At 70.2% G+C, this 19,289-nt stretch carries 19 protein-coding genes and 1 pseudogene; 7 read left to right on the top strand and 13 right to left on the bottom strand.

The window, feature by feature from the left end; all coding sequences use genetic code 11:
• Nucleotide 1 precedes the first annotated feature (1 nt).
• From A6P39_RS05475 to A6P39_RS05445, 7 genes are read right to left on the bottom strand one after another with little or no spacing between them, the layout of a single operon-like run.
• Nucleotides 2-547 (bottom strand): hydrogenase maturation protease, encoded by a 546-nt coding sequence (locus tag A6P39_RS05475; RefSeq protein ID WP_067051202.1) that lies wholly within the window; start codon nt 545-547, stop codon nt 2-4.
• Entirely contained in the window at nt 544-1,953 is a 1,410-nt protein-coding gene (locus A6P39_RS05470; RefSeq protein WP_067051199.1) for a hypothetical protein, read from the bottom strand. The genes A6P39_RS05475 and A6P39_RS05470 overlap by 4 nt, the downstream gene beginning before the upstream one ends.
• Entirely contained in the window at nt 1,950-2,597 is a 648-nt protein-coding gene (locus A6P39_RS05465) for a DUF6084 family protein (protein WP_067051195.1), read from the bottom strand. The genes A6P39_RS05470 and A6P39_RS05465 overlap by 4 nt, the downstream gene beginning before the upstream one ends.
• The gene (locus A6P39_RS05460; RefSeq protein ID WP_067051191.1) at nt 2,594-3,220 is read right to left on the bottom strand and encodes a DUF5947 family protein; all 627 of its coding nucleotides are present in this window, start codon (nt 3,218-3,220) and stop codon (nt 2,594-2,596) included. The genes A6P39_RS05465 and A6P39_RS05460 overlap by 4 nt, the downstream gene beginning before the upstream one ends.
• Complete coding sequence (locus tag A6P39_RS05455; RefSeq protein WP_067051188.1) at nt 3,217-4,128, bottom strand: NifU family protein; 912 nt, start codon at nt 4,126-4,128, stop codon at nt 3,217-3,219. Before A6P39_RS05455 ends, A6P39_RS05460 begins: the two co-directional genes overlap by 4 nt.
• Before the next feature lie 27 nt (nt 4,129-4,155).
• A complete protein-coding gene (locus A6P39_RS05450; protein ID WP_067051185.1) occupies nt 4,156-5,937 on the bottom strand; it encodes a nickel-dependent hydrogenase large subunit in 1,782 nt (593 codons plus the stop codon).
• Between the two features lie 19 nt (nt 5,938-5,956).
• Nucleotides 5,957-7,039, bottom strand: coding sequence for a hydrogenase expression protein HypE (locus tag A6P39_RS05445; protein WP_067051182.1), 1,083 nt, complete (start codon nt 7,037-7,039; stop codon nt 5,957-5,959).
• A gap of 377 nt (nt 7,040-7,416) precedes the next feature.
• Here A6P39_RS05445 and A6P39_RS05440 point away from each other — a divergent pair, with 377 nt between their 5' ends.
• Entirely contained in the window at nt 7,417-8,730 is a 1,314-nt protein-coding gene (locus A6P39_RS05440; protein ID WP_234379078.1) for a phosphatase PAP2 family protein, read from the top strand.
• 141 nt (nt 8,731-8,871) lie between these two features.
• Nucleotides 8,872-9,888 carry an SMP-30/gluconolactonase/LRE family protein gene (locus A6P39_RS05435; RefSeq protein ID WP_234379068.1) on the top strand — a complete coding sequence of 339 codons (1,017 nt, stop codon included), beginning with the start codon at nt 8,872-8,874 and terminating at the stop codon, nt 9,886-9,888.
• A gap of 48 nt (nt 9,889-9,936) precedes the next feature.
• Here the strand turns inward: A6P39_RS05435 and A6P39_RS45400 are convergent.
• Nucleotides 9,937-10,050, bottom strand: a pseudogene (locus tag A6P39_RS45400) (YceI family protein); the annotation flags it as partial.
• Between the two features lie 236 nt (nt 10,051-10,286).
• Between A6P39_RS45400 and A6P39_RS05425 the strand changes: the two are divergent.
• Nucleotides 10,287-10,562, top strand: coding sequence for a hypothetical protein (locus A6P39_RS05425; RefSeq protein WP_159396129.1), 276 nt, complete (start codon nt 10,287-10,289; stop codon nt 10,560-10,562).
• A gap of 95 nt (nt 10,563-10,657) precedes the next feature.
• Here A6P39_RS05425 and A6P39_RS05420 read toward each other — a convergent pair whose 3' ends face one another.
• Nucleotides 10,658-11,788, bottom strand: a complete 1,131-nt coding sequence (locus A6P39_RS05420) for a PP2C family protein-serine/threonine phosphatase (RefSeq protein ID WP_067051175.1) — start codon at nt 11,786-11,788, stop codon at nt 10,658-10,660.
• Nucleotides 11,789-12,274: 486 nt separating this feature from the next.
• Here A6P39_RS05420 and A6P39_RS05415 point away from each other — a divergent pair, with 486 nt between their 5' ends.
• Entirely contained in the window at nt 12,275-12,523 is a 249-nt protein-coding gene (locus A6P39_RS05415; protein ID WP_067051169.1) for a hypothetical protein, read from the top strand.
• A 576-nt stretch (nt 12,524-13,099) separates the two neighbouring features.
• Complete coding sequence (locus A6P39_RS05410; protein ID WP_067051167.1) at nt 13,100-13,951, top strand: PhzF family phenazine biosynthesis protein; 852 nt, start codon at nt 13,100-13,102, stop codon at nt 13,949-13,951.
• Nucleotides 13,952-14,002: 51 nt separating this feature from the next.
• Here the strand turns inward: A6P39_RS05410 and A6P39_RS05405 are convergent, their stop codons facing one another.
• Entirely contained in the window at nt 14,003-14,629 is a 627-nt protein-coding gene (locus A6P39_RS05405) for a TetR/AcrR family transcriptional regulator (protein ID WP_067051165.1), read from the bottom strand.
• A gap of 120 nt (nt 14,630-14,749) precedes the next feature.
• Between A6P39_RS05405 and A6P39_RS05400 the strand changes: the two genes are divergently transcribed.
• Nucleotides 14,750-15,829, top strand: a complete 1,080-nt coding sequence (locus A6P39_RS05400) for an aldo/keto reductase (protein WP_067051162.1) — start codon at nt 14,750-14,752, stop codon at nt 15,827-15,829.
• Here the strand turns inward: A6P39_RS05400 and A6P39_RS05395 are convergent.
• Nucleotides 15,816-16,466: a TetR/AcrR family transcriptional regulator gene (locus A6P39_RS05395; RefSeq protein ID WP_067051158.1), complete on the bottom strand. Its 651-nt coding sequence runs from the start codon at nt 16,464-16,466 to the stop codon at nt 15,816-15,818. The two genes, A6P39_RS05400 and A6P39_RS05395, sit on opposite strands and share 14 nt — an antisense overlap.
• Nucleotides 16,467-16,591: 125 nt before the next feature.
• Here A6P39_RS05395 and A6P39_RS05390 point away from each other — a divergent pair, with 125 nt between their 5' ends.
• A complete protein-coding gene (locus A6P39_RS05390; protein ID WP_067051432.1) occupies nt 16,592-17,623 on the top strand; it encodes a medium chain dehydrogenase/reductase family protein in 1,032 nt (343 codons plus the stop codon).
• Between the two features lie 9 nt (nt 17,624-17,632).
• Here A6P39_RS05390 and A6P39_RS05385 read toward each other — a convergent pair whose 3' ends face one another.
• Both A6P39_RS05385 and A6P39_RS05380 read right to left on the bottom strand, forming a co-directional pair.
• Complete coding sequence (locus tag A6P39_RS05385; RefSeq protein WP_234379067.1) at nt 17,633-18,433, bottom strand: hypothetical protein; 801 nt, start codon at nt 18,431-18,433, stop codon at nt 17,633-17,635.
• Nucleotides 18,434-18,827: 394 nt separating this feature from the next.
• A complete protein-coding gene (locus tag A6P39_RS05380) occupies nt 18,828-19,154 on the bottom strand; it encodes a plasmid stabilization protein (RefSeq protein WP_067051430.1) in 327 nt (108 codons plus the stop codon).
• Nucleotides 19,155-19,289: the final 135 nt, after the last annotated feature.

Below are 19,289 nucleotides of genomic sequence, written 5' to 3'. Positions count from 1 at the left end.
GTCAACTCCTCGTTGCTGTGTGTGCCGCCCGTCGTGCCAGGTCCGCGACGAGATCGGCGGCGGGGTCCACCGCCGCGGCCACGGGCGGGCTGAGGCCGAGGCCGTCGCCGACGTCGCCGGGTTCGCAGCCGACGATGTAGAGGTGGTCCGGCAGGGTGCCGCCCACGGAGGCGTGCAGGCCCCGCACCAGCCGCAGTACGGCCGCCGGATCCATTGCGTGGCCGTCCAGCGGACCGGCCGGGCCGGCCCCCTCGTCGTCGTGTCCGGACGGCCGGCCCGCGTCGATCGTGTACAGGGTGCCGGGGGGACCGTCCCGGTGCACGGCGTCGACCAGGACGAGCGTGTCCCAGCCGTCCAGCAGCCGGTAGGCGAGGTGCAGCCCGCGGATGCCGACGTCCATCAACTCGGTTTCCGCAGGCAGTGCGCCGGGACCGCGGCGGGCCAGGTGCTGGACGGTCGCCACGCCGAAGCCGTCGTCCCGCTGGAAGATGTTGCCGATGCCGGCCACGAGGACGGCCGGGCCGCCCGGCTTCGGCGCCGCGGTCATGGCCCCTCCCCGGTGAGCGGCCTGACCTCGTCGGGCCGGAAGTACAGGAACCGGCCCTGGGCGCGTCGCACGTCGGTGCCGGGATCGTCCCGCAGCACCACCGCGAGGTGTGTCTCGCCGTCCAGGTCGGTCACCACGGCCTCGACGGTGGCGTGCCGCCCGCGCAGGAAGGCGTCCTGAGCGTCCGTCCGGCGGGCGCCCGGGGCGAGTACGACGACGCTTCCCGCGCCGAGCGGGACACCGTCGACCACCACGGTCGCGGCCGCCTCGGCGGCCTGCGGGTCCTGCTGCGGATCCCACCAGGGGTGCCCGGTCCCGCCGGGCAGCTGCAGCCCCCGGCCCGGCGGCGGCGCTGCCTGCGCGGTGCTGTCCTGCAGCGCGCGGATCGTGCCGTGCAGCCGCTCGCGTACGGCCGGGGGCATGCTGTCGACGAGGTCGATGACCTCGGCGGCGCGCGGATCGGTCCCTCGCGCCTCGCGTTTCTCCCGGTCGGTGAGGGCCGCCGTGCGCAGGGAGAGGATCTCGTCGATCTCCGTGGCGTCGTAGAGCGGCCCGGGGCTCTCCTCGGCGAGCGCGGGGTGGTCCTGCAGGATGATCGGCGCCGAGAGCACGACGTCGTCCTCGCGGCCCTCGCCGGCCAGGACGGGCCAGGTGTGGTCGTTGTGGCACGCGGCGACATGGGCGCGGGCCCATTCCGGCGGGTCCGTCATCGACAGGAAGTGACCGCCCGGCGCGGAGAGCAGCAGATGGGTGCCGATCATGGCGTGCGCGAGCGCAGCGGAACGGCCGGTCTCGGCCGGGGGGACGGGCGTGGTGTTGCGCACCGTGACGGTGAGCCGCAGCGCACGGTACGGGCCGGGCAGCTCCTCCAGGGCCGGGACCAAGGTGCCGGTGACGCGCGCGGTCCGGCGCACGAGCCGGCCCACGGTCCGCCCGGACGCGTCGGTGACGGGCTCCCGGCCGGTGGCAGCGGGCAGGTCGAAGGCGACGGCCAGGTCCTCGCCGTCCGGCGCCGGGACGCGGGCGGGCAGATGGATGCGGATCTGCTCCTCCTCGCCTTCGTCCCACGGCACGAGGATGCGGTCGGGCAGCTCCAGTTCGGGCACTTCGGCCGCGGTGCCGTCGGCGGCGAGGCGTTCGACGGTGCGGCGCCGGACCCGCAGGAAGCGGAGTTCGACATCCACTGTGGCTGTCCTGCGCGGCTCGAGCAGGCACTGGGCCCGCAGTTCGCAGGTCTCGCCCTCGCCCGCCAGGGCCGGCGGGCTCAGGACACCGAACTGCCAGCGCAGCCGGTTCTTCGCCGCCGACGCGCGGTACGGGTAGAGCACGTACCCCTCGTAGAGGACCGCGTCGGCGACCGCGCGGGCGTGGGCGAGGGTCTCCTCGGTGTGCACGGAACCGGTCATGTCCCCGGCCCCCCTTGTGCGTCGGCGGCCTCGAGAAGGTCGGTGAAGACCCGCTCCCAGGACGGCAGGGCGTGCCGGGAACGGTAGCGCCGCAGCGCCTCCAGACAGTCGTTGCGCACGCGAAGCCAGCCGGTGCCGGGAAAGTAGGCCTCGATCATGTCCCGCCACACCTGGACGGGCATCCGGTACGCGGACTCCTTGTGCCAGGGAATGGGCTCGGCACGAAAGCCCTGCCGGCCCGTGAAGACGGTGCCCGAGTACAGCAGCAGGAGCGGTATCTCACCCTGGGTGAGCGCCCGGAAGTACGACGCGGACGCCACCTCCGTGTCGTAGGTGCAGGGCACGGGCAGGTCGACCTCGGTCGCGCCGGTGAAGGCCGGCACCGTGAGCGACGCGTGCGCGAACTGCAGCGGTTTGAGCGTGGTGCTCCAGCGTCCGGGTTCCCCGAAGAGGTCGGCGAGCATGCCGGCCTCCTCCGGGTCGTAGGTGCGGCGGGCGGGCTCGATACGGATCTGGCAGCGCAGGGCGACGGCGTGCACCGGCTGGTGGTCGCTCTCCTCGATCCGCAGCCCGAACAGGAGCGTGGGCCCCGAGCCGTAGGGCTCCGGCCGTACTCCGGTGCACTCGAACAGGAGGTCGGTCATGGCGCGTCCCCAGGGCCGAGGGGGCGGGCGGCCGCCCGGACGCGCTCGAAGAACGCCGCGAGGTCGGCTCGCGCCTCGCAGCCGCCGTCGAAGCCCTTCCAGTGCAGGCGCATCCGGCCGACCAGCTCGTAGCAGACGTCGACCGGGACCAGCGCGCACAGGCCGGGCCCGTGGTCGTCCTGCTGGACGAGGAGTGCCTCGACGTCGGGTTCGAGCAGTGCCGTCAGCCGGGAGCGGCCGAGAACCTCGTCCCAGGTCTGCGGATCGAGTTCGCTCTCGGTGGCACCGGCCGGGCTGGGGTAGAAGGCGCAGAGCCGGTCCAGTGCGGAGTTCCGGAAGAAGAAGGCGAGCCCGACGGGGATCTGCAGCCGGGCGCGGTCCTGTTCGTCCAGCTGGAAGGCGGGGTCGACGAGATAGCGGCTGGGCACGGCCCGGAACCGGCCGCCTCCGGCGCCGGGCCTGTCCAGCAGGAGATGGCAGGAGGGGCAGACGCACTTGAGGCTGCGCGCCCGGGTGTCGACCAGGTGCCGGTGCTCGGCGGGAAGGGGCTCACCGCACAGCTCGCACCGTTCGCCGGGGGGTGGGGGCCGGCGGGTGAACTGCCGCAGGACGTCGCTGGTCACGGCGCCGCCCCCTGCGGGTCGGGCAGCGCGATGCGCACCGAGTCGTCCTCCTGCAACAGCGGCAGCGGGTCGAGGTGTCCACCGGCTCCGCGGCCCGCGTGCCGTACGTCGTATTCGGCACCGCAGCCGGCGCAGCGCAGCAGGTCCCCGGCGAGCACGGCGTCACCGAGCCGGGCGCCGCAGGCCGGACAGCGGTCGCGGTAGGCGTACAGGCCGTCCGGAAGGCGTACGAGCAGCAGCCGGGCGCCGTCCACCTGCGCCGTGACCAGGGTTTCCGCCCGGTGCGGGAGACGGGCGGGGACGACGGTGTGCCAGTGCGCGGGGCCCGGCGCCGAATCGCCGGAGACGTTCCGGCCGGGTGCGTCGTCGGGCGGACGGGACAGGATCTGCAGGAGCGGCGGCCCGGCGTCGGCGGTGGCGCCCGTGCTCTCGACGTCGATCCGCGCGATCTCCGGGGCGAGCCGGGCGACGGCCTCCTCGATGGTCCAGCGCACGGTCTGGGCGGATGACGGGCAGCCGTCACAGCTGCCGCGCAGCCGCAGCCGCAGGACCGGCCCTTCCGCGGCGGCACTGTCGAGACCGGCGACCTCGACATCCCCGGCGTGCGAGCCGAGGTAGGGGCGGACCTTGTCCAGGGCCCGCTCGACCCGGGTCAGGGTGTCGTCCGGATGCAGATCGTGCAGGACCAGCAGATCGGCGACGAGTTCGTCGGCGACGAGTACGTCGACCGGGTCCGCGCCGGGCGGGGCGTTGCGCAGCAGCCGGACGACGCGGGTGAGCCCTTCGCCGTAGAACTCGACGAGCGTGCGCACCAGTTCATCGGCTCTGGCGCGGACCTCCGGGTCGGCGGTGCGCCCGAGTTCGTCGAGGAGAGCGGCGACCCGCTCGCCCACGTCCGGTCCGGCCATCGACCGCCCCTTCCTTCTCCCGCCGGGTCAGGCGGCCAGTCCGCTCAGGCCGGTGGGCATGTGCGTGAGTTCGACGGTCCGGCCGCCGCCGACGTACATGTGGACGCCGCACGGCAGACAGGGGTCGAAGCTGCGCACGGCGCGCATGATGTCGATGCCCTTGAAGTTCTCCGGAGGGTTCTCCTCGAAGATCGGCGTGTTCTGCACCGCGTCCTCGTACGGGCCCGGTGTGCCGTAGGTGTCGCGGACACTGGCGTTCCAGGGCGTCGGCGGGTACGGGTGGTAGTTGGCGATCTTGCCGTCGCGGATGACCATGTGGTGGCTCAGCACACCGCGGACGGCCTCGGTGAAGCCGCAGCCGATCGACTCGTCCGGCACGTCGAACTTCTCCCACGTCTGGGTGTGCCCGGACCGGACCTCGTCCATCGCCTGCTCGGCGAAGTGCAGTGCGGCGGCGGCCGCGTACGCCTGGAAGTAGGTGCGGGCCCGGTTGCGTTCGATGGCGTTGCTCCACTTCGGGATGTGCCACTCCAGGGTGGTCTCCGGCTTGGTCATGGTGCGCGGCAGATTGATCTTGACGCTGTCTCCGGTGGCCTGCACGTACCCGATGTCGACCAGCCCGGACAGAGCCGTGGACCACAGGCGGGCGATGGGGCCGCCGCCGGTGTCCAGGGCGAGATGCTGCTTGCCGTCGAACCAGCGCGGGGACATCACCCAGCTGTACTTGTCCTCGAAGTCGCGCTTCTGCGGGGCGGGGATGGTGTGCTGGTTCCAGGGATGGCGCTCGTCGACCTCGTTGCCCAGTGGGTCGTACTCGACGAACTTCTCCATCCCGGCCCAGTCCTCGTAGTACGAACTGCCCAGCAGGATGCGGATGCCGAGGTTGATGTCGACGAGGTCGTTGGTGACCAGCTTGCCGTCGACCACCACACCCGGGGTGACGAACATGTGCCGGCCCCAGTCGGACATCCGGGCGTAGCTGAAGTCGCAGTGCGCCGGATCGTTGAGCGCGCCCCAGCAGCCCAGCATGACCCGGCGCCGGCCGACGTCCTCGTACCCCGGCAGAGCCTCGTAGAAGAAGTCGAAGAGGTCGTCGTGCAGCGGGACGACACGCTTCATGAACTCCACGTAGCGGGTGAGACGGGTGAGGTAGTCCGTGAACAGCTGCACCGTGGCGACCGTGCCGACCCCGCCCGGGTAGAGCGTGGAGGGGTGCACATGGCGGCCCTCCATCAGGCAGAACATCTCCCGGGTGTAGCGGCTGACCTGGAGCGCCTCGCGGTAGAACTCGCCCTCGAGCGGGTTGAGCGAGCGCATGATGTCGGCGATGGTGCGGTAGCCGTGCTCGGCGGCGTGCGGGGCCTCGGTGCGCTCGGCCAGGTCCAGCACGCCCGGGTTGGTCTCCCGGACCATCTTCTCGCAGTAGTCGACCCCGACCAGGTTCTCCTGGAAGATGTTGTGGTCGAACATGTACTCCGCGGCCTCGCCGAGGTTGATGATCCACTCGCCGAGGGGCGGGGGTGCGACGCCGTACGCCATGTTCTGCGTGTACACCGAGCAGGTGCAGTGGTTGTCGCCGCAGATGCCGCAGATACGGCTGGTGATGAAGTGTGCGTCACGCGGGTCCTTGCCGCGCATGAAGACGCTGTAGCCACGGAAGACCGAGGACGTGCTGTAGCACTCGGCGACCCGCTTGGCCTTGAAGTCGATCTTCGTGTGGATGCCGAGGCTGCCCACGATGCGTGTGATGGGGTCCCAGGACATCTCCACCAGGCTGCCGCCGGCCGACTTGTCCGTCACCGTCGCCATGATGCCGCTCCGATTCCTGTCACCAGGGCGCCCGATAGCCCGTGGTGAGCTTCTCGCCCTTGGTCCGCCATTTCGGTTCCCTGTCCACGGTGTGCTCCGTGAAGTGCCGCAGCCGCCGCACCACCGAGCCGTAGACACTGCTCGCCGTCGACGAGACCTGCGCTCCGGGCGGCTCGTCCATGAAGGGCATGAACTTGTCCGGGAAGCCGGGCATCGTGCAGGCGATGCAGATGCCGCCGACGTTCGGGCAGCCGCCCACCCCGTTGATCCAGCCACGCTTGGGCACGTTGCACTTCACCACGGGACCCCAGCACCCCAGCTTCACCAGGCACTGCGGGGAGCCGTACTCCTCGGCGAACTGCCCCTGCTCGTAGTAGCCGGCCCGGTCACAGCCCTCATGCACGGTGGCGCCGAACAGCCAGGTCGGCCGCAGCTCCGCGTCCAGCGGGATCATGGGTGCGGCCCCGGCGGCCTGGTAGAGCAGGTAGAGCAGCGTCTCGGAGGCGTTGTCCGGGTGCACCGGGCAGCCGGGGATGCACACGATCGGAATGCCCGCCCGGGACTTCCAGTCCCAGCCCAGGTAGTCGGGCACACCCATCGCCCCGGTCGGGTTGCCCGACATCGCGTGGATGCCGCCGTACGTCGCGCAGGTGCCGATGGCCACCACGGCGAGTGCCCTGGGGGTGAGCCGGTCGAGCCACTCGCTGGTGGTGATCGGCTGGCCGGTCTCCGGATCGTCGCCGAAGCCGCACCAGTAGCCCTCGGCCTTGACCCGCTCGTTCGGAATGGATCCCTCCACGACCAGCACGAACGGGTCGATCTCGCCCCGCTCGCCCTTGAAGAACCAGTCGACGAAATTGTCCGCCCCCTGAACCGGCCCGCACTCGAAGTCGATCAGCGGCCAGTGCACCGCCACCTTCGGGAGCCCGGGCAGTGCTCCGAGCGCGAGTTCCTCGATGCTCGGCTGGCTCGCGGCGGTGAGGGAGACCGAGTCCCCGTCGCAGCTCAGGCCGGCGTTGATCCACAGAATGTGTACGGTCGGTTCGTCCCGGCGATCAACAGGTGCGGCCGGGTCGGCCACGGTGTCGGTCGAGGCATTCATGAACCCTCCTCGAATCCGTGCAGGGCAACGCGGTGGTCCGATACAACCCTTTTTGTGTAGCACCGCCGTCGGCCGGCGGGTAAGTGCGCTGCGGCCCTAGCGGCGGCTGGAGCGGAACAGGTTCGACCGCATGCTCGGCCGGCTCCGTGACCGGCCGTTCGTCGGTGGGCGCGACAAGACGCGACAAGAACGGACGCGACGACCCGTACCGCTCCGATAGCATGATCGATCCCACGCCGGGCACCCTCGTCGGCCGTCCTTCACCGGAAAGCCGTGCTGTCCGGCGTGCCGCGTGACTGTTCAACAATCAATCTAATAAATTGGCCGAACAATTGATATCTAGAGTGTCGCGGGTGCTTTCGCGAATAAGTTGCGGAATTGAATTCGCCACGTGGCGTCGACCGCGGGCGGTACTGTGGGCCGCGGCGGGTGTGGTGGCTCTCGGATTCCTCATCTCGCTGGAGATCGCCGCGCGTCGCTACGGCCTGTCGGGGCCGATCACCAACCAGGCCCGCGAGGTGATATTCCCTCCCAAGTCGGGTTTCCTGTCGTATGCCAGTTTGGCGTTGACGATGGTGGTGCTCACCCGGCGGCAGCGCCTCATCGCCTTCGGTGCCGCTATCGGCATCGACATCGCCTTCTTCTTGGTGCGGTGGGCGCTCGGCGTCACGGTGACCGACGGACACCCTTTCGGCAACGGCGCGTTGTGGGTGATCCTGGGCTGTGGGGTCTTCGCTGTCACACGCCGCGCGGGGCGGGATCTCCTGCTGCTGAAGGGTGTCGGGCTGGGCCTGCTGCTGGTGGCCGGGCGCAAGGCGGGTGACACCTGGCTGCTCATCACGTCGAAGACCCGCCCGGCAGTCCTCGACCAGTACGCGGCCACCGCCGACCACGCGCTGGGCAACCCGTCATGGCTGGCGGGCCGCTTGGTCAGGGCCACCGGTCCGATCGGCGCCCACGTGCTCGACTACGTCTACATCCAGCTCGCCGTGGCCGCGGTCATCGTCGCGGCGTACCAGCTGCGTGACGTGGCGGTCGAGCGTCGCTTCCCGAACCATCATCTGGTGCGCACGTTTCTGGTCATCGGCCTCCTCGGGCCTGCCGTCTACATGATCTTCCCGGTGGTCGGACCGGTCTTCGCCTACGGCACCGCTGGCGGGCACTGGGCGGTGGCCGATATGTGGCCCGACACGCCACCGCCGGTCCATACCCCGCATCCGATTCCATTCGACGAGATCACCCCACGGAATTGCATGCCCAGCCTCCACACGGCGTGGGCCACCGCGATCTTCATCCATTCCCGCAAGGGCCCACGGGCTCTGAGGTTCGCAGGCGCGTTCTGGCTGATCGCGACGCTCGGCGCAACGCTGGGATTCGGTTACCACTACGGCGTGGATCTCGTGGCCGGCGTGGTGTTCACGATCACGATCGAGGCGGCTCTGCGCTCACTCGCCCGTGGCTGGGACCGGTCGGGAATCCAGTTGGTCGCCCACGGCGCAACGGTCTTCACCGTGCTCCTGGTGGCGTACCGCTGTCTGCCGGTGGAGATGGCGAGATATCCGTGGGTTTTCGGACCACTTCTCATCGGGGCGATGCTCTCGGTGGTCCGCGGTTATGCGCGGACCACCAAACTGTGGGAGCCGAAGGCCGCGCCGGTGCGGCGACCGGAACCGCAACCCGAACCCGTATGAGCCGATGCCGTACATGCCGGCTCGTGCCGGCGGACCGGCGGATAGGCGAACCGACCGGTGCCGACGCCGAGTTCCAGCGCCTGGGCATCGGCGATTTCCGGCACTCTCCAAGGATCGGCGGCACGGTGCCACACTGTCGCCGTGACTTTGACGCGTCGGCTCATCTCGCCCCGCCGCTGGACCCCGCCCCCGGCCCCGGCCGATGAGGGGCGCACTCCCGTCACGGGCCGCTTCACCGTTGCCCGCCGGCTCACGACCGGGGGGCACGGCCCCGAGGACGTCGTCTTCGACCGGGAGGGCCAGGTGCTCGCCGGTCTCGACGACGGCAGCGTCGTACGCCTCGGCCCCGCCGGCGGCGCCCGCACGGTCGTGGGCAACACCGGCGGACGGCCGTTGGGACTCGAGCCGTGTGCCGACGGCAGCGTCCTGGTCTGCGACCACGACCGCGGACTGCTGCGCATGTCCGCCGACGGACCGGTCGAGGTACTCGTCGACACCGTCGCGGGCCGCCGGCTCACCTTCGCCAGCAACGCGGTCGAGGGCCGGGACGGAACCATCTGGTTCACCGTGTCCACCCGCCGCTGGGACCTGGAACACCATCTCGGCGACATCGTCGAGCACTCCTGCACCGGCATGCTCGTCCGACGCGACCCCGACGGCACGGTCACCGTCCTGCGCGACGGTCTCAAGTTCGCCAACGGGCTCGTGCTCGCCCCGGACGCCTCGCACCTGCTCGTGGCCGAGAGCGCCGGGTACCGGGTGAGCCGCTACTGGCTCACCGGCCCGAAGTCCGACACCGTCGAGCCCTTCGTCGAGAACCTCGCCGGCCTGCCCGACAACATGAGTCTCGGCAGCGACGGGCTGGTGTGGGTGTCGATCGCCGCGCCCCGCAACGCGCTCCTCGACAAGCTGCTCCCCCTGCCGGGATTCCTCCGGGTCCTGATGTGGAACCTGCCCGAAGCCGTACGCCCCAAGCCCGCACCGGTCGCCTGGGTCATGGCCTTCGACCTCTCCGGCAACGTCGTCCACGACCTCCGTACGCACGACGGCTCCTACGGCTTCGTGACCAGTGTCGCCGAGCACAACGGCACGGTGGTCGCCGGCAGCCTGCACGAGGACGACATCGCCGTGCTCACCCTCACCTCCGAGACCGGCTGACCGCGGCTGAGACGGCTCTGCCGCCGGAGGACATCGCACAAGGGCTGCCTACTTCGGAGGCGTGGGCGTGTGGTGGGTCCGGTACATCGCCTGTACGTCCAGTTCCAGCTGGACCGTCGGGCCCACCACCGCGATCCCGCGGGCCGGCATCGAGCGCCAGTCCTGGCCGCCCGCTCGGTAGCCCTGCCCGCGCTGCGCGAACGCCCGGAGGACATACGGGAGTTGCTGTCGGCGCTGGCGCCCAGGCCCGCGCCGGGCGGGCTCCGCTGACCTGGACGCTCGACGCACTGCGCGCGCTGGAGCAGTACCTGCCACCGCCTGGCGACGACGATCCGACACACGGGTGACGATCCGTGACCGGGCCCGAATCACCTCGTTGGACCGGCATGATCAAGATCATGACCCGTTCGGCGATGGTGCTCGGCCTGTCCACTGTCGCCTTCCTGGCGTGCGGCCCGGCGCACGCGAAGCCCGCGCCCGCGGCGGGCCCTGCTGCACCCCTCGCCACGTATCTGGACGAAGGCGGCGGAGCCCTTGGCGCGGAATCCGGCGACACCGTCTTCAAGGAGGTCAACGACCTCCAGTGCACGGTGGGGTTGGGCGGTCTGTGCGGCGGCGACAACTCCACGGATGACATTGCTGCCCGCCCCGGAGCCGTGGGAGAGGCTCCGTGAGGCCTCCTGAACGCCGGCCCTCGGCGACTGCGACGGCGGTGCGGCGATGACGACGTAGGAAGGCGCACTCGGCGAACTCCGGGGCCAGGTCGACTTCACGACGCCCGGTGGTGGCCACGGTGTGCGATGGGCGTGCGGCACAGCGCGATGACCGCGGCGTCGTCGTCGAGGCGGCCGCCCACGTGCGCGAGAAGATCGCGCCGAAGAGCGTGCACCAGTTTCTCGGGGCTGCTGTCGGTCCACAGGGCGGCCCGCTGCGCGAGTGGGTAGAAGGCGCCGGAGGCGTCACGGGCCTCGATGACGCCGTCGGTGTAGAGCAGGAGTGTGTCACCGGGTTCGAAGGAGACGACGTCGACGGTGTACTCCGTCGGGCCCAGCTCGCCGAGTCCCAGCGGGGGTGCCGGGTGCACGGGAACCACGGCGGCGCTGTCCGAGCTGAGCAGGAGCGGTGGCGGGTGCCCGCAGCTGATGATCTGGCTGACACTTTCGCCCTCCGGGACCTCCATGAGGAGCGCGGTGGCGAACCGTTCCGCGGTTTCCCCGGCCGGCTCCAGGTGGGCCAGGTTCCGGGCGACGCTGCATTCCAGGGCGGCGGCCAGCGTCGGCAGGTCGGCGTGTTGGTGGGCGGCCTCCCGGAAGGCTCCGATGAGCAGGGCGGCCTCGCCGATGGCCGACAGGCCTTTGCCGCGCACATCGCCGATCATGACCCTGACGCCGGTCTCGGTAGGCGTGGCCGCATACAGGTCACCGCCGATCTGGGCCTCGTCCTCGGCGGCCAGATAGAGCACGGCGACCTGCACCGGGCCGAGCTGGTCGGGCAGCGGCCACAGCAACACGTGCTGCGTCGCTTCGGCGACTGTGCGCACCTGGGCCAGCTGGCGTCTGTGGCGCTCGCGCACGATGCAGAAGAGCACCGCCAGGGAGGACAGCACGGCCAGGGCGAGGATCTGGACCAGCACGTTGCGGCTGAAGAGCACACCGAAATGCCAGCCGATGTACGCCTGCGCTCCTACGGCCAGGAAGCCGACCAGTATGGTCAGCCAGCGGCCCGCGAAGGCGACGGTGATCGCCGGAGCGACCACCAGAAGCGGACCGAGGTGGATGTCTCCCGGGACGAGCTGGTCCACCACCGTGATCACGACGATGAGTGCGATCGGAATGACCAGCAGCGCATGACTCGACTGCCACGGCTGCCGCAGGCCGCCCCAGCCCCGCCGGACATCCATGTATTCCACACTGCACCGGGCCGGGGAAACTGACGAGCGGAAGCCGCACACCAGGGGCACCGTGAGTCCTGCCCACGGATGGGCCAAGGCGGCCCGACCACCGCAGCAGGACTTCGATCGGAGTACGGTCCCGACGCGCTGGTTCTGGACCAGATGGCCGACCCCTCCGGCACGGATCCGCGGTGGCGGGCCCGGCCACCTGTCCTGACCTCGATGCCGGCTGCCTCCCAAGTCGCCGTCGCGTCCTGGGAGATGACTCCACGCAGCACGTCGCCCGGCATGCCCGCACACGTCCCTCGTACCTGCCGGAGGCACGGAACGCGAGCCCTGCTCATGCCGCCGCGGAAGAATCCACCGCGACCGGTTGGGCCTCGGTGCCCCCGGATGGCTTTCCCGATGAGCGCCGCGGGAGAGATCGAAATAGCCTCCGAAATGAGCGCCAAGTGGATCTTTTGATGTGCGCTCTACCCGGCCCAAGGAGGAGAAATGCGCAAGATATCCACCGCCGCTGCTGCGGCCGCCGTCATCGCCGGAATCAGCATGATGGCCGCCGGCCCCGCCACCGCCCAGGCCGCGCAAGGTTTGCATCACGGCGGCGGGTGCAGGACCCACAACCTGAACATCGACATCCTCGGTGAGGTAGGGGTCCTCAACGGACTGGCCGGCAACCTGATCAACGGCGAGGGTTCTCCAGGTGGGCAGTTCACTGACATGGGTACCGACTGCGATCGCTGATAGCCGCGTCAGGTAGTTCACCGAAACGGGGTCGCGGTGCCGGGGCCATCAGCCCTGCGCCCGCCCGCCCTTCAGTAGCTGCTCGTGTTCGTCTCCAGTGGATGCCAAAGGCCCCGGACCGTCACAGGTCCGGGGCCTTTGCCGTGCGGCCCCTGCGCGAGAGCCCGAACGCCCCGCCCTTCGAGCAGGAGTGCGGTGAACGGCTTCGCGCGGCGCAGGAGTTGGCTGCGGCGCTGGTGAGCGCCGCGTACGCGCTGTCCGCCACGTGCGGCCTCGCGACCGCCTCGGCGCCGGGGACGACGACCGCTTCCGCGAGCGATCGTGATCGACGCGGCCAGGGCCGCCGCCGGTCATGCCGGCGCGGTGACGGGCACGCTCACCGGGACCTTCAGCTGATTCCGACCGGTTCGACGCGCTGGACGCCAGCACCGGCCTGACGGTCGTGGACACGCGCGCCGTGCCGAGGGGACGGCCGGCCACGCCGTTCCGCCGGGTCCCGCGGGGCGCTCCCCGGTCGGTCCACGGGTGCAGAATTGGCCTTGGCGGGGCTCGCTTTGGCTCTTCTAGGGTCCGGGCATGCGTATTCACGTCGTCGACGCCTTCACTGATCGTCCGTTCACCGGGAACCCGGCGGCCGTGTGTCTCCTGCCACCGGGACAGTGGCCGGAAGATGCCTGGATGCTTCGGATCGCAGCCGAGATGAACCATTCCGAGACCGCGTTCGCCCTCCCGACGCCCGCCGGGGCAGAGGCCGATTGGGCGATCCGTTGGTTCACTCCGCTCGTGGAGTCCCGGCTCTGCGGTCATGCGACGTTGGCCACGGCGCATGTGCTGCGCGCTGAGCGAGGACTTGTCGGCACCGTGCGCTTCATGACCCGGTGGTACGGCGTCCTCGTCACCCACGCCGACGAGGAGGGTGGGATCACCATGGACTTTCCCGCAGCACCCAGCACCGCGGTGCCCGTACCGGACGGACTGTCCCAGGCACTGGGGAGCGCGCCCGAGGACACGTTCCGCTCCGACGGGCTCGGTGATCTGCTGGCTGTCCTGCCCGACGAGGCCACCGTCCGGGGCGCGAGCCCTGACATGAATGCGCTGGCCGCCCTGACGCACCGCGAAGGCCTGCGCGGTGTCATCATCACCGCCCCGGCGGCGGGGACCGGCCTGGAACACGACTTCGTGTCCCGCTTCTTCGCACCGGCCAGAGGCATTCCCGAAGACCCGGTCACAGGCAGCGCCCACACCGTACTCGCCCCTTACTGGTCGGCGCGGCTGGGCCGCGACGAACTCACCGGGCTCCAGGCATCCGCCCGGCCCGGCCTGGTCCGCACTGCCGTGCACGGCGACCGCGTGCATCTCACCGGAAAGGCCGTCACGGTGCTCGACTGCGCCCTGCACGCCCGTCCGGCTCCAGGCGGCGGATCGTGAGCGGAGCCGATGCGCCGTGGTGTCGCTGGGGTGCCGGTGATGTCGCTGCGGTCAGGCGGGTCCGTTGCTCCGCAGGTACGCTCCGGCGCGCGCGGCAGCCGCTGCGGCCTCGGCGGCCCGGTCGGCGGCGGCTTCGTCGGGCGGGCTGTTGGTGGTGAGGAGGCGGTAGTAGAGGGGGGCGGAGACGGCACGGACGACTTCGTGGGGGTCGGTGTTCCCGGGTAGTTCGCCGCGGTCGATGGCTTGTTGGACGCAGGGGACCCATTCGTCGACGCGGGTGTCGTAGAAGCGGTGCAGGGACTCGGCTGTCCTCGTGTCACAGGTGGCGGCCGCGATGACGGCCTTGAACAGCGCTCCCTGGCGTGGGTCGGCCAAAGTGCGCTGCACAAGCCGGGCGTTGGCGGTGAGGTCGCCGAGCAGCGAGCCGGTCTCGGTACGCGGCAGTGACTGCTCGGCCATGTCGGCGAGCAGGTCGGCCACCAGGCTGGTGACGTTTCCCCAGCGGCGGTAGACGGTGGTCTTGCCGACTTCCGCGCGACGGGCGATGTCGGCGAGGTCGAGGTGGGCGAAGCCGTGTTCGGCCAGGGTGTCCCCGGCTGCCTGCAGGACGGCTGCCCGCACCCGCGCGGTGCGTCCTCCTGGCCGGACGGTTCCCGGCTCGGCACCCATCGAACTCATAACGGGACTCCAGTTTCGTTAATCGCCTGTGCGTGTTACCTTGAGGCCATCCTAACGGAACTCAAGAACCGTTAGCTGGTTCGGTCGTGGAGACACGTCGTGGAGACAAGGGGAGCGGCTATGGAATACAGGCGGCTGGGTGCGTCCGGGCTGAAGGTTCCCGCGCTGAGTTTCGGGGCCGGCACCTTCGGGGGGCAGGGACCGCTGTTCGGCGCCTGGGGCGCCACCGATGTGCGCGAGGCACGCCGCCTGGTGGACATCTGCCTGGATGCAGGGATCACAATGTTCGACACCGCCGACGTCTATTCCGCCGGCGCGTCCGAGAAGGTGCTGGGCGAGGCGGTCAAGGGCCGCAGGGAGAAGGTGATCGTCTCCACCAAGGCCGGCCTGCCGATGGGGGAGGGCCCGGGGGATGCGGGTTCCTCCCGATCGCGCCTGATCACCGCGTGCGAGGACGCGTTGCGGCGGCTCGGCACCGACTACATCGACCTGTTCCAGTTGCATGCCTTCGACGCGGGTACGCCGATCGAGGAAGTCCTGTCCACGCTCGATGATCTCGTCCGCGCGGGAAAGATCCGCTATGTGGGGGTCTCCAACTTCTCCGGCTGGCAGGCGATGAAGTCGCTGGCGATCGCGGAGAAGTACGGCCACCCGCGCTACGTCGCGCATCAGGTCTACTACTCCCTCGTCGGCCGCGACTACGAGTGGGAGCTGATGCCTCTCGGGCTCGACCAGGGACTGGGGGCGCTGGTGTGGAGCCCGCTCGGCTGGGGGCGGCTCACCGGCAAGATCCGCCGCGGCCGGCCGCTGCCCGCCGGCAGCCGTCTGCACCGTACCGCCGACTACGGCCCGCCGGTGGACGACGAGCATCTCTACCGTGTGGTCGACGCGCTCGAGGAGATCGCGCAGGAGACCGGCAAGGCTGTCCCGCAGATCGCCATCAACTGGCTGCTGCAGCGGCCGACCGTGTCCTCCGTCATCGTCGGCGCCCGCAATGAGGAGCAGTTGCGCCAGAACCTCGGTGCCGTCGGCTGGTCGCTGACCCCCGACCAGATGGCGCGGCTCGACGCGGCCAGCAGCAAGCCGGCGCCCTACCCGTACTTCCCCTACGAGCGTCAGGAAGGCTTCGCCCGCCTCAGCCCGCCGTACGGCAATGGCCCGCACCGGCATCCGCACCAGCGAGTGGTCAGTGGTGCGTGATCGTCTGTGTCTCGGCGGCGTAGAGCTGGGCGGGGTCGAATCCCATGCCGGTGAAGTGGCCTGCGAGTTCGAGGGAGAGTACGCCGTGGAGGCGGGTCCAGAAGGTGAGGGCGCGGTGCAGTGCCGAGGGCGGCGCGGGGTGCTCTGCGGCCCAGGTCCGGTGCCTTTCCAGGTGCGTGTGGAGCGGTGACGAGGGTGCGGCGGAGGGTTCTTCGGCGGTGCAGGCGTCGAGGAGGACGGACATGATCTGGGAGGCCAGCCGGGTGGTGTCCTCGGGGGCGCGGTAGCCGGGCACGGGGGTGCCGTAGAGCAGGAAGTACCGCTGGGGGTCCGCGAGGGCCCAGCTGCGCATGGTGTGCGCGAGGTCGTCGAGGTCGGTGCCGGCTTCGGCGCGGGCGCGGAAGGCGTCGGCCAGGCTGCGGTAGGCGTCCCTGATGAGTTCGGTGATCAGTTCGTCGCGGTTGGCGAAGTAGCGGTAGAGGGCCGGCCCGCTCATGCCGATCTGCTTGGCGATGGCGTTCAGGGAGAGCGCGGAGGCCCCGGCGGAGGCGATCTGTGCCCAGGCGTGTTTCTTGACCTCTTCCCGTACCTGGGTGCGATAGCGCTCCCGGGGGGTTGCCGCATCCGCTTTGCTCACGACCCGTTCTCCCGTTCTCCCGGTCAACTTGGTTAGAAGGTATCACGGACGCGATTGACCATCACGGAGGCTGCGTGTTAGAACCTCTAACGAACGCGACACCCACTAGAGGAGGGAGGGTGGTCATGAGCAGCCACCCCTTTGTCGAGGTCGTACTGCCGGGCGTCGTAGCCCCGGAAGGCCTGCAGGTCAGGAGTGCGGCCGTGCCGGAGCCCGGTCCGGGGCAGATCGTGGTCGCCATGGAGGCGACCGGGGTCTCCTTCGCCGAGCAGCAGATGCGCCGCGGGCGGTACTACGACCAGCCGCCGTTCCCGTTCGTGCCCGGCTACGACCTGGTGGGCCGGGTGCTCTCGGCCGGTCAGCAAGTCGCCCCGGGTCTGGTCGGACGGCGGGTGGCCGCGCTGGTCAAGGTCGGCGGCTGGGCCAGCCACGTGCTCGTCGACGCGCAGGACGCCGTCGAGGTCCCCGAGGGGCTGAGCGCGGCCGAGGCCGAGACCGTGGTGGTCAACGGCATCACCGCCTGGCAGATGCTGCACCGCACGGCCCGCGTGCGGGCCGGGCAGAGGGTTCTGGTGCACGGTGCCGGCGGCGGTGTGGGTCTGATCCTGGTCCAGCTGGCACGCGCGGCCGGTGTGAAGGTGATCGGTACGGCCTCCGTCCGCCATCACGACGCGCTGCGGGACCTGGACGTCACCCCGGTCGACTACCGCTCCGGAGACGTACCGGCTCGGGTCCGAGAGCTGGCCCCCGGGGGAGTGGACGCCGTCTTCGACCACGTCGGCGGGCGCAGCGTCATCGACTCCTGGCACCTGCTGGCCCCCGGCGGCACCCTCGTCTCCTACGGCAGTGCCTCCACCCGCGACGACACCGGTTCCAAGCAGTGGCCCGTGCTGAAGATCCTTGCCCGTACCTGGCTGTGGAACACCCTGCCCAACGGCCGCCGCGCTCACTTCTACAACATCTGGGCCGGCCGGAAACTGAACAAGGACCGCTTCCGCGCCCGGCTGCGCACCGACCTCACGGAGGTCTTCACCGCTCTGGGCCGCGGCGATATCACCGCCCCCGTCGCGGCCCAACTCCCGCTCACCAGGGCGGCCGAGGCACTGCGTCTGGCAGAGTCCGGCACCGTCACCGGCAAGGTCATCCTGACGCCCTGACGGGTGGAGTCAGGAGTCCGACGGAGCCTTGCAGAGCCGTACCGTAGCGGCGATCTTCCGTATCGTCGCTTCCGGTACCTGGCCGGATACGCCCCTGGCGCCGACGAAGGACCAGGAGACCAGATCCCCTGCGGAGTTCTTGAAGGCGAAGGTCCATGCCTGGCCGTCCGTGGCACACTTCTTGGACTTCTTCACGCCCACGGACCAGGCAGTGCCCAGAGTGCCCTTGAGGCCGGAGTTCGTGGTGAACGCCTCGACGCTGCCGGTCTTCACCTTCGTCCTGTCCGGCTGGGCGAACGCCCCGTACACCCAGGTCTCCGGGTCGGAACCGGCGATCTCCTCAGTGCTTCGGTAACCGTTGTTCCCCCTCGTACCCACCTGGGCCAGTGGTGTGTCCTCCAGCGTGCCGTCGCGGTTCTCGTCCGAGGAACACCACGTCTTCTGCAGCATCGCCACATTGCGTATCGCGATGAGCGGCTTGTCGTCCGGGTCCCCGTCCTTGGAGACATAGCTGACCCACCCGGCGGACTGGATCTCCCATCGGGGCGGGACGTCGAACGCGATTCCCTGGGTCGGGTTCGTGAGGACGTTCCAGCCCTTGATCGTGGCGGTCTGCGTGTCGGACCCTCGGGGGTCGGCGGAACTCTGCGACGGCGCTGCGGTGTTGGTCGGCCTCGGGCCAGGACCGTCATGCTTGTGGCCGCCCAGCACAAAGAATCCGGTGACGCCCGTCGCGAGCACGACGGCCGCTGCCGCGACGACGGCTGCGAATGCGGTCCGGTTGCGGCCGCCGCCCGTCGGTGGCGCCACCGGTGCGCCGCCGGCCGGCTGCACCGGCGGCTGCCAGGGCTGAGACTGAGGCGGTGCATAGGGGCCAGGCTGGAACGGGCCGGGAGCGGACTGCTGGTACGGGTTCGACTGACCAGGAGCGGGCTGCTGGTAGGGGTTCGACTGACCAGGAGCGGGGTGCTGGTACGGGTTCGACGGGCCGCCGACCGGCGGTTGTTGGGGATTCGGTCCGCCTGTCGACGACTGCTCTCCTGGCCACATGTGCCGCAACGATACGGCAGCCGTTTCCACGGAGCGGCCGAGGCGTCCCGCCGTACCGGTCCGGATGCGCACCCGTCCTGACCGGTGTGTGGCGTTCGGGGGATTCCGGTAGAGCCGAACGATCAGCGCCGGTCATTCACGGCAGGGCGGGGGCTCATCGGCCAACGGCTCTGCGCAGCTGCTCCTTGTTCATGTGCGAACGTCCCTCGACGTTCTTCCTCTTGGCCTCCTCGTACAGCTGGTCCTTCGTCGGACCTTGCGCGCCGCGGTGGCTGCGCTCGCCGCCTCGCTCCGAGGCGGACTTCGGGTCCTGCGTGGAGACCTTGCCGGCCGTCTCCGCCTCTCCGGATCGGGCCCGTTCCTTGTTCACGGTGCGCGCGGCGATTTCCTTCGCGCGCTTTTCTGACGCGCCGCGCTGTTCCGCGCTCTCCTTGATGTGCTCGTACTGCCGCTCGCGCTTCTTGCTCGAACCTGCAGGCATCATGCAGCTCCTTGGTCCAAGGGTGATCGCCGCGACATGCTCATCGCCGCAGGTGGCCACCCGCGTGCCGCAGGACGGGGACGCGAAGGAGCGGTTTCCTTCGCCTCACCTGCCTTCTTCCCCGCACCGGGTTCC

Origin of the sequence: Streptomyces sp. FXJ1.172, from assembly GCF_001636945.3 — a bacterium.
GTDB lineage: Bacteria > Actinomycetota > Actinomycetes > Streptomycetales > Streptomycetaceae > Streptomyces.
The sequence above is the reverse complement of the archived record's forward strand: the minus strand, read 5'-3'. Positions and strand labels throughout refer to the sequence as shown.